12 protein-coding genes are annotated in these 12,693 nt (G+C 66.6%); 5 read left to right on the top strand and 7 right to left on the bottom strand.

The genetic code is table 11. The features are described from left to right. Nucleotides 1-37 precede the first annotated feature (37 nt). Both VVD47_RS14060 and VVD47_RS14065 read left to right on the top strand, forming a co-directional pair. Entirely contained in the window at nt 38-730 is a 693-nt protein-coding gene (locus VVD47_RS14060; RefSeq protein ID WP_327604110.1) for a mobilization protein, read from the top strand. A gap of 69 nt (nt 731-799) precedes the next feature. Further along, nucleotides 800-1,870, top strand: coding sequence for an RNA methyltransferase (locus tag VVD47_RS14065; RefSeq protein ID WP_327604111.1), 1,071 nt, complete (start codon nt 800-802; stop codon nt 1,868-1,870). A gap of 12 nt (nt 1,871-1,882) precedes the next feature. On the opposite strand, the gene VVD47_RS14070 is transcribed toward VVD47_RS14065, so the two are convergent. From VVD47_RS14070 to VVD47_RS14080, 3 genes are all read right to left on the bottom strand, one after another. Next, the gene (locus VVD47_RS14070) at nt 1,883-2,092 is read right to left on the bottom strand and encodes a hypothetical protein (RefSeq protein WP_327604112.1); all 210 of its coding nucleotides are present in this window, start codon (nt 2,090-2,092) and stop codon (nt 1,883-1,885) included. 12 nt (nt 2,093-2,104) lie between these two features. Further along, complete coding sequence (locus VVD47_RS14075; protein WP_327604113.1) at nt 2,105-2,593, bottom strand: hypothetical protein; 489 nt, start codon at nt 2,591-2,593, stop codon at nt 2,105-2,107. A gap of 243 nt (nt 2,594-2,836) precedes the next feature. Next, nucleotides 2,837-3,709, bottom strand: a complete 873-nt coding sequence (locus VVD47_RS14080) for a lysozyme inhibitor LprI family protein (RefSeq protein ID WP_327604114.1) — start codon at nt 3,707-3,709, stop codon at nt 2,837-2,839. Between the two features lie 166 nt (nt 3,710-3,875). Here VVD47_RS14080 and VVD47_RS14085 point away from each other — a divergent pair, with 166 nt between their 5' ends. Further along, nucleotides 3,876-4,649 carry an MOSC domain-containing protein gene (locus VVD47_RS14085; protein WP_327604115.1) on the top strand — a complete coding sequence of 258 codons (774 nt, stop codon included), beginning with the start codon at nt 3,876-3,878 and terminating at the stop codon, nt 4,647-4,649. Nucleotides 4,650-4,682: 33 nt separating this feature from the next. Here the strand turns inward: VVD47_RS14085 and VVD47_RS14090 are convergent, their stop codons facing one another. Together VVD47_RS14090 and VVD47_RS14095 are read right to left on the bottom strand one after the other, a co-directional pair. Continuing rightward, nucleotides 4,683-6,128: a cation:proton antiporter gene (locus VVD47_RS14090; RefSeq protein WP_327604116.1), complete on the bottom strand. Its 1,446-nt coding sequence runs from the start codon at nt 6,126-6,128 to the stop codon at nt 4,683-4,685. A 404-nt stretch (nt 6,129-6,532) separates the two neighbouring features. After that, nucleotides 6,533-7,417, bottom strand: coding sequence for a LysR family transcriptional regulator (locus tag VVD47_RS14095; RefSeq protein ID WP_327604117.1), 885 nt, complete (start codon nt 7,415-7,417; stop codon nt 6,533-6,535). Between the two features lie 149 nt (nt 7,418-7,566). Here VVD47_RS14095 and VVD47_RS14100 point away from each other — a divergent pair, with 149 nt between their 5' ends. Further along, entirely contained in the window at nt 7,567-8,691 is a 1,125-nt protein-coding gene (locus tag VVD47_RS14100) for an NADH:flavin oxidoreductase (protein ID WP_327604118.1), read from the top strand. Nucleotides 8,692-9,384: 693 nt separating this feature from the next. On the opposite strand, the gene VVD47_RS14105 is transcribed toward VVD47_RS14100, so the two are convergent. Together VVD47_RS14105 and VVD47_RS14110 are read right to left on the bottom strand one after the other, a co-directional pair. Beyond that, nucleotides 9,385-9,834 carry an SRPBCC domain-containing protein gene (locus VVD47_RS14105; RefSeq protein WP_327604119.1) on the bottom strand — a complete coding sequence of 150 codons (450 nt, stop codon included), beginning with the start codon at nt 9,832-9,834 and terminating at the stop codon, nt 9,385-9,387. A 25-nt stretch (nt 9,835-9,859) separates the two neighbouring features. Further along, on the bottom strand, nt 9,860-10,870 hold the full coding sequence (locus VVD47_RS14110) for a LysR family transcriptional regulator (RefSeq protein WP_327604120.1): 1,011 nt from the start codon (nt 10,868-10,870) through the stop codon (nt 9,860-9,862). Between the two features lie 310 nt (nt 10,871-11,180). Between VVD47_RS14110 and VVD47_RS14115 the strand changes: the two genes are divergently transcribed. Beyond that, nucleotides 11,181-12,464: an efflux RND transporter periplasmic adaptor subunit gene (locus tag VVD47_RS14115; RefSeq protein ID WP_327604121.1), complete on the top strand. Its 1,284-nt coding sequence runs from the start codon at nt 11,181-11,183 to the stop codon at nt 12,462-12,464. Nucleotides 12,465-12,693 lie beyond the last annotated feature (229 nt).

The raw sequence follows: 12,693 nt of genomic DNA on the forward strand, positions 1-12,693 counted from the left end.
GCGGTTGATCGTTCGTCATATTCGTTCCGGGGGCTACATGGCAGTCATTCATCTGGTGGGTGGTGAAAAGGGTGGGGTCGGCAAATCGGTCGTGGCGCGCCTGCTGGCGCAGTACATGATCGACCACGAGATCCCGTTCATCGGCTTCGACACCGACCGTTCGCACGGCTCGCTGCTGCGCTACTACAGCGACTACGCGTCGCCCACGGTGATCGACAGCTACGAGAGCCTGGACACCATCATCGAGGCCGCCACCGAGCATCCCGAGCATCGCATCCTGGTGGACCTGGCGGCGCAGACGCACCACCCGCTGGCGAAATGGATGGAAGAATCCGGCGTGCTGGAGCTGGCGGCGGAACTCGGCATCCCCGTCATCTACTGGAACGTGATGGACTCCGGCAAGGACTCCGTCGACCTGCTGAACCGCCTGCTGGACCAGTTCGGCACGCGCATCCACTACGTCATCGTGCAGAACCAGCTGCGCGACGACGACTTCTCCATCCTCGAGGAGTCCGGCGCCAAGGCCCGTGCCGAGGCCGTCAGCGCACGCAGCTTCACGCTCAAGCGCCTGCACCCGCCGATCATGACCAAGATCGACCGCAACAGTCACAGCTTCTGGGCGGCCCGCCACAAGGCTGCGGACCCCGGCGGCCTGGGCCTGCTCGAACGGCAGCGCCTCAAGGTATGGCTGGCCCACGCCTACGAAGAGCTGGGCAAGATGCCGGTGTGAGCCTGTGCCGCACCGGGGCGGACCCGGGGCGCGCCGGCCCTGTCCTGCGGTGCTAGCATCGCCCCCCTCATGTCGCTCACCCGCATCGAATACCTCCGCCAGCGCCTGCGCGCACTCGGGGCCAAGCCGGCCCATGAGCAGCGCGTGCTGCGCGCCTGGGTGCAGGGCCACGCCCTGGACCACGGACCGCGCGCGGCGGAACACTCCCTGCCACTGGCCCTGCGCAACGCCCTGCCGGCCTTGAGCGCGGAGCTGGACGGCCTGGTGCGCCTGCGCTCCGAGCACCCCGGCGAGGACGGCTCCGCCCGCCTGCTGGTGGAACTGGGCGACGGCCAGACGGTGGAGAGCGTGCAGTTGCTGCGCGATGGCCTGTGCGTGTCTTCGCAGGTCGGCTGCGCGGTCGGCTGCGTGTTCTGCATGACCGGCCGTGACGGCCTGCTGCGCCAGGTCGGCAGTGCGGAGATCATCGCGCAGGTGGTGCTGGCGCGTCGACGCCGACCGGTGAAGAAGGTGGTGTTCATGGGCATGGGCGAACCCGCCCACAACCTCGACAACGTGATGGAAGCCATCGAGCTGCTGGGCCTCTACGGCAACATCGGCCACAAGAACCTGGTGTTCTCGACGGTGGGCGACCCGCGCGTGTTCGAGCGCCTCCCGCGCGGCCCGGTGAAGCCGGCGCTGGCCCTGTCGCTGCACACCACGGACGCTGCGCTGCGCGAGAAGCTGCTGCCGCGCGCACCGCGCATCACCCCCGACGAACTGGTCGAACTCGGCGAGCGCTACGCGCGCGACACCGGCTATCCCATCCAGTACCAGTGGACGCTGCTGGAAGGCATCAACGACAGCGAGGCGGAAATCGACGGCATCGTTCGGCTGCTGGCCGGCAAGTACGCCATCATGAACATGATTCCGTACAACACGAACGAAGGCCTCGACTTCAAGCGCCCGGACGCGGAGCGCGCGGCGGAAATCGCCCGCAGCCTGCACCGCCGCGGCGTGCTCACCAAGCTGCGCAACTCCGCCGGGCAGGACGTGGAAGGCGGCTGCGGGCAGTTGCGTGCCCGCCATGATCCGTCCGTGGTGAAGCTTGTGCCGCGCACGCGGCGCGCGGCAGCGTCGCCGCTGGCCGGCAGCCAGTGAAAACGGGACGGCTCAGTACCAGAGGCCGCCCCACACGGCGCCGATCACCGCCGCCAGCACGCGATTGAAGATGCCGAAGGACTTCACCCCGCCCCGGTAGCGGTAATAGATGTCGCCGAAGATGACGAGGCAGACCGCGAACGGCGTCAGCAGCAGGAAGCTCAGCCAGAAGAACCACTGCCGCCGGTGCGTCGGCACATCGGCGTAGTCGCGATACTCCATCTGGCGGTACGTTCAGCGCGCAGCGTGGATGCAGGTGGGCTTGGCGATCTGCAGCGCACTACCGCTGATGATGCGTTTGCACAGGTCGTCGCTCTCCGCGACGCTCACGCCCCATACGATGAAGCGCATCTCGCGCAGTTCCGGCTGCGTGCGGGCGAGGCTCACGTAGCTCACATGCGTCGGCTCGTTGTCGAACAGCCGTGCGTTGCGGGCCGTCAGTTCCGGTTTGCATTCGGATGACACGATCTTGCAGTTCACCTTCTCGCAGCTCGACTTGTCGATGATGCCGGTGAACTTTCCATTGTTGCTCCGGCATTCGGCCTCACTGACGTTCCTGACGAACATCACCCCTTCGAACTCCCGGCCACCGATACCCAGCTTCACGCGCGTTTCGCCGTAGACCGGATTCTCGATGACGACGGGATTCTCCTTCTTCCTGTAGCCCTCCCAGCCGAACTTGGCGACGACGGCAATCACGAGCAGCAGCAGGATCTTCTTCATTTTCTTGTCTCTTGTTTTGTCCGATAGGAAATCGCTGCGCCCCACGCAGCGGCGGCACGCTAGCACGCGTGCATGGGCGGACTGGCTGGCTGTTCGGGCAGAAGAAGGGGGCGGAGTGTGGCGCGATGTGACGTGACATGACGTGACGTGAGACGCCACGTGAAGGGCCACCGCAATCGACGCGCATCGATCACGGAATGGTGTGCCACCAGCGCCTTGCACGCCGGCGACATCAGCAACGCGCTACGGCGCCTTCCTGCAGCGCATCGCCGGCTTGCCGTAGCCCCACACCACGCTCAGCACCCCATCGTCGCCGCGCATGCTCTCGTTGCGGCCCTGGTAGAGCGTGCCGTTGGCATCGCGCTTCAGCACCATCAGCGAGGAACTGGTACCGCGCTCGGCGAGCAGCGCGGGCGGGTCGGTCTGGAAGTAGGTGGCCCACAGTTCGTTGTTCCCGCCGCCATCGCAGGTGAAGCGCACCGGGCCGGTGGACGGCACCAGCCAGTAGCCGGCCTGCAGTTCGACGATGCGTTGCTGGTAGGCGTCGCGCACGCAGGCGCGCCTGTCGCCCTGCTTCCAGCAGTCGTTGCGGCCCTTCACCCAGCCGCTCTGTTCGGCACGCAGGCGTGGCGGCTGCTCGTTGACGGCCTTCTTCGTCGCGCCCGCATAGGCATCGGCCAGCCTGCGGTCCAGCGCGGACAGCTCGGCGTCACTGCAGACCAGCGCTTCGATGCTGTCGGGCGCCACGCGCGTGCACGAGAAGGACGGCCCGCTGCCGGCGACCGGCGCCACCGGTGGCGTGGCGACGCGGGCGCGCACCAGCTGGTCGACGCGGCGGCACCAGGTGTCGCTGCCGCGAGGCGTCACCGTGGCGGTGCCGCGGATTCCCAGTTTCGATTCCAGCGCCGCACGCCATTCATCCGAACCGATGTCGGGCCCGTGGCCCTTGCCGTCGCTGGTGACCAGCAGCCGGTCGACGCTGCGGTTCCAGGCCTCGGAACAGGGCGGCGAGGGCAGCGGGTCGGTGGTCGTGCCGTTGGCGGTGCCGGCCGGCTGGGCGCCGGCGGTGGTGGCGAGCAGCAGGGCCGGGAGCAGCAGGGCAGTCAATGGTTTCATGTGCGGTCTCCTTTCCATGACGAGGAGGTATGCAGCTGTGACCGGGGCGCCCATCCATCGTTCATCACGGGCAGGCCCCGGCGGCGCGATCCGGCGTTTGACGTATGGGCGCCGCCCGCTTGCCGCGCCATGCTGTGGGCCCGGTGTCCGCCATGAGAGTACGCCCATGTACGCCCTGCAACAGCTCTACCGCTACCCGGTGAAGGGCCTGTCGCCCGAGCCCTTGCCCGCCCTCACGCTCACGCCTGGCGAAGCCGTGCCGGGCGATCGCATCTACGCGCTGACCAACGGCAACTGGCGCTTCGACCCCATCGACCCGCAGCCGCAGCCCAAGACGCAGTTCCTCATGCTGATGAAGTACGAGAAGCTGGCGAAGCTGCGTACGCAGTTCGACGACGCGACGCAGGCGCTGCGTATCGATGCGCCGGACGGCACGCAGATCGTCGCCGACCTCACCGGCGAGGCGGGCCGGCAGCAGGTGGAACACTTCTTCGCCGACTACATGGGCAGCCTCATCGACGGCCCGCCGCAGCTGGTCGCTTCACCCGGCCATCACTTCACCGACGTCAGCGTGGTGTCGCCGCAGATGATGCGCGCAGTGTCGCTGGTGAACCTCGCCTCGGTGCGCGCCCTGGGCGAGCGGCTGGGCGCGGAGGTCGACCCGCTGCGCTTCCGCGCCAACCTCTACATCGACGGGCCGGCGGCCTGGGCCGAGTTCGACTGGATCGACCGCGAGTTCAGCATCGGCGACGTGCGCGTGAAGGGCGTGCTGCGCACCGTGCGCTGCCTGGCGGTCAACGTGAACCCCGCCACCGCCGAGCGCGACATGGAACTGCCCAAGGCGCTGAAGCGCGAGTTCGGCCACGCCGACATGGGCATCTATCTGGAGGTGCTGGACGGAGGCGTGCTGCAGCCGGGGGCCGTGCTCACGCCGCCATGAGGGTGGCGCGCGCCCGCGTAGCCGCGCGGTGTTTCATCTCGCGTCCGCAGGCTGCGGCTTGTTGCCGAACAGCGTGAGCAGCGGCCCGGTCATGGCGGTGGTCACCAGCGCCATGATGACCAGCATGGTGAAGATGCGCGGCGACAGGATGCCCAGGTCGTAGCCGATGTTCAGCGCGATCAGCTCCATGAGGCCACGCGTGTTCATCAGCGCGCCGAGCTGCAACGACTCGCGCCAGGACATGCCGGTCATGCGCGCGGCGATGGCGCTGCCGCCCAGCTTGCCCAGCGTCGCCACCGCGATGACCAGCGCGCACAGCAGCCAGCCATCCAGGTCGTTCAGCAGGTTGATCTGCGTGCGCAGGCCGGTGAAGGCGAAGAACAGCGGCAACAGCAGCACCGAGCTGAAGTGCTCCACCCGCACATGGATTTTCTGCCGGAAGTTGTTGGCCTCCGGCATGATCGCGCCGGCCAGGAAGGCGCCGAACAACGCGTGTATGCCGATCACTTCCGTGCACAGCGCCGCGGCCACCACCACGCACAGCACGGTCGCCAGCGTGCCCCGGGACGGCTCCTCGCTCGCCAGCCGGTCCACCCCCAGCCAGCGCGGCAACGCGCGGCGCACGCCGAACACCATCACACCCACGAAGCCCAGCACCAGCACCAGGTTGAGCGCCGACGCGGCCAGGCTGCTCGCCTGCGTGATCGCCACCACGAAGGCCAGGATGCTCCACGCCGTGACGTCATCCACCGCCGCGCAGGTAATCGCCGTGCTGCCCAGGAAGGTCCGGGAGATGCCGCGCTCCTGCAGGATGCGGGCCAGCACCGGAAAGGCCGTGATGCTCATCGCGATGCCCATGAACAGTGCGAAGGCCGTGAAGCTCGCGCCGGTCGCCGCCAGATCGCTGAACAGGAAGTAGGCCAGCAGCACGCCCAGCATGTAGGGCAGCACGATGCTCGCGTGGCTGACCGCCACCGCCGAATGCGCCTTGTTGCGCACATGCGACGCGTTGAAGTCCATGCCCACCGCGAACATGAACAGGCACACGCCCACCTGGCTCATCAGCCGCAGCGTGCCCAGCGAATCCCTGGGGAATACGAAGCCGAACGCCTCCGGCGCCAGCCAGCCGAACAGCGACGGCCCGAGCAGGATGCCCGCCACCATCTCGCCGACGACCGCGGGTTGTCCGAGGCGCGTGAACAGCATGCCCATCAGGCGTGCCGCGCTGATGACGACCAGCAACTGCACGAACAGGTGGCTCAGCGGGTGATTCAGGTTGGCCTGCAGGTTCGTCGTCATCGCCGACAGGGCTGAGTCGTCGGCCGGTGCCGCCGCCGTGTGCGCGGCCGCTGCAGTCACGCTCTTGCCACTGCCGGTATCGGTCGGTGCCGGCAGCGTCGCGCCAAAATGCAGCACCGCCGCGATGACCAGGCCGGTCACCAGCAGCATGAGGAAATAGGAGAGGGAGGCCTTCTTCATGGAGGCTTTGATGTTTGTGAACCGAAGAGGCGGGATGGTAATCCGCTTTATGGGGGAGTGCGGTCGGGAGCCTTTGTTGCGGGCGTTCGCAAGTGCGCATTACTTCCGCGCCACCCCCAACCCTCGTCATTCCCGCGAAGTGGGGTAAGCAGGCATTTCGGCAAAAGCCGAAAGCTCGCAAAGCGGGAATCCAGCGTCGTTGGTTTTCGTCTTTGTCTCTTACCGGCTCACGCCGCAGGACCGCGGCCCATCGTCACGCCCAGCCGGGAGTTCGCCCCGGCGGGCGAGGTACTTTCTTTGTGCGGACAAAGAAAGTACCCAAAGAAAACCGCCCCGCTTCCGCCGTCGCGCTTCGCACGGTTCGCGGACGGCTGGAAAGTGCCAAAGCCGAAGTGGCGCCCCTTCTAAAGCGGTCGTCTCTCTTTCGGCGACCTGCCCGAATCAAGCCGTGTCTGCAGCGCATCCAGAAAGACTTTCACCCGGGCCGGCGTGTATCTTCGGGTCGGTGTGATCGCCCAGATCGACAAGTCTTCCATGACAGCGTCCTGCAACTCGATAGGTTCCAGCGATCCGGTTGCGAACTGAGGCAACACGTCCCAGTAAGTCAGCATCGCAATCCCGAGGCCCTGGACAGCCGCAGCACGCACTGCATCGACGCTGGTGGTGCTGACGCGAGCAGCAACCCGCTGCCGCTTCAGTTCCCCCTGGACCACCACGGGCCACCTGGGAACCGCCTGGAGAACGATGCAGTCATGCGCCTGCAGATCGGCCAGCGTGCTTGGTCGGCCATGACGGCGCAGGTAGCTCGGCGCGGCAAAGATCACCCGGGGATTCGCCGCCATCCTGCGGGCCACCAGTTCGGAGTCGGCCAGCGGCGCCACGCGCAGCGCAAGGTCCAGCCCCTGACCCACGATGTCGACCACGCGGTCCGACAGGTCCAGGTCCACACGAAGGTCCGGGTGGCTTTGTAGAAGGTCGGCCAACAGCGGCACTACTACGAACTGTCCGAACACGCTTGGAGCTGTCATGCGCAGCACGCCAGACGCCGCAGCCCCAGACGAACTCAGCGCGCCCCTGGCGCTTTCCTCCGCCTCGGTCATGGTGGTGGCATAGGGCACCAGCGTCTCGCCCTCGGCAGTCAATGAGACCGACCGGGTGGTCCTGTGGAACAGCCGAACTCCCAGTTCATCTTCAAGCGCAGCGAGGCGGCGGGACACCTGCATGGGCGGAAGATCCAGAAGCCGGCCAGCGGCCGACAAGCTGCCCGCCGTGACCACGGCCAAGAACATTCGCAGATCGGAAGTCAGCACTTTTTTATAACGATTTCCGTTAAGCCGGCTTCACGGGGTGACGTCTTGGTTTGAGCCTGCTTGATCCCTAATACTCACTCATGAGCGTGCTATTGGCAACGATCAAAAACAGGAAAAGAAAGAGCATCATGGAAAACCAAGCGACCAGCCGATCGGCTGCAATTTTATCAACCCAGGATATTAAGGGGGCCAGGCTTCGCAATCGGCTTGCTGTGGCCCCGATGACCCGCGTGACCGCCACAGAGCAAGGTGTGGCGACCCAGGCCATGCACGACTACTACCTGCGCTTCGCCAAAGGCGGCTTCGGTTTGATCGTGACCGAGGGCCTCTACACCGACAAGGCGTTCTCGCAGGGCTATCTCTTCCAGCCCGGTCTGGCGGACGATGAACAGACCCAAGCCTGGGCCGGCATCACCAAAGCCATCCATCAGCACGGCGCCAAGATGTTCGCGCAGATCATGCACGCGGGCGCCCTCAGCCAAGGCAACCGCTTCCGCACGCACAACGTGGCCCCCTCGGCGATCCGCCCCAAGGGCAAGCAGATGACCTTCTACTACGGTCAGGGCGAGTACCCCGTGCCCGTGGAAATCAGCCAGGAGCAGATCGACGAGGCCGTTCAGGGCTTTGTGGATACCGCCGTTCGCGCCGTCACGGCCGGCTTTGACGGCATCGAGGTTCACGGAGCCAACGGCTACCTGCTGGACCAGTTCCTGACAGCCGAGACGAATCAGCGTACCGACCGCTGGGGCGGCGACGCGAAGAACCGCGTAGCCCTGCTGGTCGAGGTCGTCAAGGCCGTGAAGGCGGCGGTGGGTGACGCTGTCCCCGTGGGCATCCGCCTCTCGCAAGGCAAGGTCAACGACTTCACCAGCAAGTGGGGCGGCAGGGATGAGGACGCCAAGATCATCTTCGGCGAGGTCGCAGCGGCCGGCGTGGACTTCATCCACGTCACCGAGTTCGAAGCGTGGAAGCCAGCCTTCGAGGGCGGCCAGGACAGCCTGCTTGTCCTGGCACGTTGCTTCGCGCCAGGAGTAACCATCATCGCCAACGGCGGCTTGCATGGTGCGGGTCGTCCGGAAGAAGCGCTGGCCGCCGGCGCCAACGTGATCGCGTTGGGCCGTGGTGCCCTGGCGAACCCCGACTTCCCTGGGCTTCTTGAGGCTCAACGTGAGCCACGAGCTTTCGATAGCTCGGTCCTGGGACCGATTGCGAACATCAAGGACGTTGAGCTGGCCTTTGACAGCCAAGCGTGACCGATACGCACGGATGGCCCCTTGGACAAATTCATCGCCTGCACAGGCTCACCTCGTGAAACTGTTCAGTGCAGAAATCCAGGAAGGTCTTTAGCTTCGCGGTCATGCGCCTGTCTTTAGCTTAGAGAAGGCTCAGAGGCGGGCCGTGTGGAACGTAGGTAGGAAGTACCTCGACCAGCCTTCCTTGTCGCAGCGCTTCCCTGACCAGCACGCGTTGGGCGCAATAACCGAAGGGCATTGCGCCGGATGCTATTGGGTACGGCCGGTAAACTTGGCACGGCCCCATCTCCCCTCTGTAGCCGCCGAGCAATACAGCCGTGACGAGGGATCGCGCGTAGCGCGACGGCGAGGATGTTTGAGCGCGCAGCGCGAGTTCCGCAGCCGCTCGTCATGGCGCGCAGCGCAGGGGACCACGCGAAGCGTGGCGGCGGAAGCGGGGCGGCTTTCTTTGGGTACTTTCTTTGTCCGCACAAAGAAAGTACCTCGCCCGCCGGGGCGAACTCCCGGCTCGGCTTCGCGATGAACCACCGTCCCACGGCGTGAGCCGGTAGAAAAACAAGTCAAAGACAACGTCGCTGGATTCCCGCCTGCGCGGGAATGACGGGTGCGTGAGGCTGAGCCGGGATGGAGGTGCTTCAGCCTGCGCGGGAGGACGAGGTTCCGGGGCTGCGACAGTGCGGCGGGCTGCGGGCCTCAGCGAGCGCCGATCACCTCGTCCGTCAGCCGATCCAGATTCTGCTCATTGGCGGATTCCACGAAGTGCGCAACCCGTGCCTTCTCTTCCGCCGTGTCGAAGCACTGATGCCACACCACACGCGTGCGGCCATCGTCGTCATGCAGCCCCACCGTCAGCACGAAGTGATGCGTAGCTGAAGGGTGGTCGATCACCACACGCTCAACACCCAGTTCGAGGAACACATACTCATTCGGATAGTCACTGCCATCCGGCCCGTGCAAGGTGACCTGCCAGCGACCACCCGGACGCGCATCGAAGTGTTGGGTGCTGCTGCGGAAACCCGCCGGCCCCCACCATCGTTCGAGGCGCGCAGCGTCGGTAAAGGCGGCGAGCACCTGCTCGCGTGGTGCGTCGATGACGCGGGTATGCGTGAAGCTGCGGTCGGCGTCCTGCGTGTCTGCGGTCATGCCAGGGCCCTGTGCGTGAGGCGTGTCAGAACACGCTCTCGGCGATGTTGTGCTGTTCGATCAGCGAGCGCAGCGTATGCCCGCTGGGTTTCCCCGCGAACTCGCAGACGGCGTTGGCGTCCATCGTGCAGCCGCTGAGCAGCGGGCATTGCTGGAAGAGTTCGGCCACCCAGTCCACGAACACGCGCACCTTCGGCGACAGGTGCCGGTTGTGCAGGTACACGGCGGAGATGGGCATGGGCGAGGGGCTCCATTGCGGCAGCACTTCCACCAGTTCGCCGGACGCGAGTTGGTCGGCGACCATGTAGCGCGGCGGCTGGATGAGGCCGAAGCCTTTGACGCCGCAGGTGATGTAGGCGTCGCCGTCGTTCACCGACACCACGCCCTGCATCTTCACCTCGACGATCTCGCCGTCGATGACGAAATCCCAGTCGATGTTGCGGCCGGTGCGGCTGGAGAAGTAGTGCACCGCCTTGTGCTGCTGCAGGTCTTCTATGGTCTTCGGTGCGCCGTGGCGGGCGATGTAGCTGGGGGAGGCGCAGGTGACGCCCTGGAAGGTGCCGATGCGGCGCGCGACCATCGACGAGTCCTGCAGCTCGCCGACGCGGATCACGCAGTCCACGGCCTCGCGCACCATGTCCACCGGGCGGTCGCTCATGCCGATGACGAGTTCCAGGTCCGGGTATCTGGTGTGGAACTCGCACAGGTAGGGAATCAGGATCTGCCGGCCGATGGTGGGCGGCACGTCCACGCGCAGGCGGCCGCGCGGGCCGCGTGTCACGTCGAGGAAGCTGGATTCCGTGTCTTCCAGGTCGGCCAGGATGCGCACGCAGCGGTCGTAGTAGGCGGCGCCGTCCGGCGTGAGGCTGAGGCGTCGCGTGGTGCGGTTGAGCAGGCGCACGTTGAGGCGCTTTTCCAGCCCCTGGATGGTGGTGGTCACCGTGGTGCGCGGCAGGCCGAGGCTGTCGGCGGCGGCGGTGAAGCTGTTGGCGTCCACCACCCGGGTGAACACCTGCATGGCCTGGAAGCGATCCATCTGCGAACTCCTCGTGCCTGCCTGACGGGGCGGCGGTCTGCGGCGTGCCCGCCCAGCCGGGGCGCGCCGTGTACACGCGGAATCCGTCGTCCCCACGGACAGAGGCCGGAACGGCGTGTGCGGCCGACTATACGCCGATTGTTCGACAGGGGCGAATAGTGTTGTTCAATTTACGATGTTTATTCCGCGTGGCCGTTCAACCAAGATTCAATCCGTCGCGGATCGCAGTGCACAAATCCGCCGCCAGAAGAATCGCTCCCACGGAAGGTGCCGCTGGGAGCCCCACAGAACGAACCCCCCGGAGCCGAACATGCCGTCGCCCACTCCCCAGTTGCCTACTCCCGACCCCATCGGTCGCCCGGCCGATCCCGGCCTTGCCCGCCGTCCCCTGCTGAAGACCCGCCTCGGACTGGCCGCCACCATCGCCGGCGTCATCGCCTTGGCGGCGGCCGGTGGTCTGTTCCAGGTGCATGAAGCCGAGGCGCAGACGCCCGCCACGCCGCAGGCCACGCCGGTGGAAGTCGCCGCCGTGCTCAACCGGCAGATCACCGACTGGCAGAGCTACTCCGGCCGCATCGAGGCGGTGGATCGCGTGGAGATCCGCCCGCTGGTATCCGGCACGTTGACCGCGGTGCACTTCCGCGACGGCAGCCTGGTGCGCAAGGGTGATGTGCTGTTCACCATCGACCCGCGCCCCTTCGAGGCCGAGCTGGACCGCGCCCAGGCCAACGTCGCAGCGGCCGAGGCGCGCGTCGCCTACACCGCGTCCGACCTCGCGCGCAGCCAGCGCCTGCTGGCCGACAACGCGATTGCGCGACGCGACCATGACAGCAAGGACAACGCCGCGCGCGAAGCCCAGGCCAACCTGCAGGCCGCCCGCGCCGCGGTGGAAACGGCGCGCCTGAACCTCGCCTACACCCGCATCACCGCGCCGGTCGCCGGCCAGGTGTCGCGCGCCGAGGTGACGGTGGGCAACGTGGTGGCCGCGGGCGCGCAGTCGCAGCCGCTCACCACGCTGGTGTCGGTGTCGAAGATGTACGCGTCCTTCGACGTGGATGAGCAGAGCTTCCTGAAGCACATCAACGCCGCACGCGCCGGCAAGGCTGCGCCGGTGCCGGTGTTCATGGGGCTGGCCAACGAGGACGGCTTTCCGCGCGAGGGCCGCGTCAGTTCGGTGGACAACCGCCTCGACACCTCGTCCGGCACCATCCGCGTGCGTGCCGAGTTCGCCAACCCGGACGGCCTGCTGCTGCCCGGCCTGTATGCACGGGTGCGGCTCGGTGGCAGCAGCCAGCGTGACGCGGTCCTGATCGACGAGAAGGCCGTCGGCACCGACCAGGACAAGCGCTTCGTGCTGGTGGTGGCGCAGGACAACCGCACCGCCTACCGCGAAGTGAAGCTGGGCGCCGCGCAGGACGGCCTGCGCATCGTCGACAGCGGCCTGAAGCCGGGCGAGCGCATCGTGGTGAACGGTCTGCAGCGCACGCGGCCGGGTGACGTGGTCGCGCCGCAGGTGGTGCCGATGGCGGGCAACGCCGCGCCGCCGCCGGCGACCAAGTCCGGCGCGGTAAAGCGCGACACCACCAAGACCTGAACCTCTCTCGCACCGTCATTCCCGCGAAAGCGGGAATCCAGTGACGTTGGAAGCGTAACGACACTGGATTCCCGTCACGGCGAAGCCGCGCCACGCGCTCTTCCTGAGCAGGACGGCACTGGCGGGGCAGGGCGCGGGCACGTACTGAAATCAAAAAGCACGACGCTGGATTCCCGCTTTCGCGGGAATGACGGCGAGGGTGTGTCCGCCTGGAATGCCATAGGCATTC

It is taken from the genome of Uliginosibacterium sp. H1 (assembly GCF_036017065.1).
GTDB lineage: Bacteria > Pseudomonadota > Gammaproteobacteria > Burkholderiales > Rhodocyclaceae > Uliginosibacterium.

Bases quoted from the DNA above. Each gene is read 5' to 3' on its own strand.
- VVD47_RS14060 (WP_327604110.1), top strand. From the start codon at position 38: ATGGCAGTCATTCATCTGGTGGGTGGTGAAAAGGGTGGGGTCGGCAAA.
- VVD47_RS14065 (WP_327604111.1), top strand. From the start codon at position 800: ATGTCGCTCACCCGCATCGAATACCTCCGCCAGCGCCTGCGCGCACTC.
- VVD47_RS14070 (WP_327604112.1), bottom strand. From the start codon at position 2,092: ATGGAGTATCGCGACTACGCCGATGTGCCGACGCACCGGCGGCAGTGG.
- VVD47_RS14075 (WP_327604113.1), bottom strand. From the start codon at position 2,593: ATGAAGAAGATCCTGCTGCTGCTCGTGATTGCCGTCGTCGCCAAGTTC.
- VVD47_RS14080 (WP_327604114.1), bottom strand. From the start codon at position 3,709: ATGAAACCATTGACTGCCCTGCTGCTCCCGGCCCTGCTGCTCGCCACC.
- VVD47_RS14085 (WP_327604115.1), top strand. From the start codon at position 3,876: ATGTACGCCCTGCAACAGCTCTACCGCTACCCGGTGAAGGGCCTGTCG.
- VVD47_RS14090 (WP_327604116.1), bottom strand. From the start codon at position 6,128: ATGAAGAAGGCCTCCCTCTCCTATTTCCTCATGCTGCTGGTGACCGGC.
- VVD47_RS14095 (WP_327604117.1), bottom strand. From the start codon at position 7,417: ATGTTCTTGGCCGTGGTCACGGCGGGCAGCTTGTCGGCCGCTGGCCGG.
- VVD47_RS14100 (WP_327604118.1), top strand. From the start codon at position 7,567: ATGGAAAACCAAGCGACCAGCCGATCGGCTGCAATTTTATCAACCCAG.
- VVD47_RS14105 (WP_327604119.1), bottom strand. From the start codon at position 9,834: ATGACCGCAGACACGCAGGACGCCGACCGCAGCTTCACGCATACCCGC.
- VVD47_RS14110 (WP_327604120.1), bottom strand. From the start codon at position 10,870: ATGGATCGCTTCCAGGCCATGCAGGTGTTCACCCGGGTGGTGGACGCC.
- VVD47_RS14115 (WP_327604121.1), top strand. From the start codon at position 11,181: ATGCCGTCGCCCACTCCCCAGTTGCCTACTCCCGACCCCATCGGTCGC.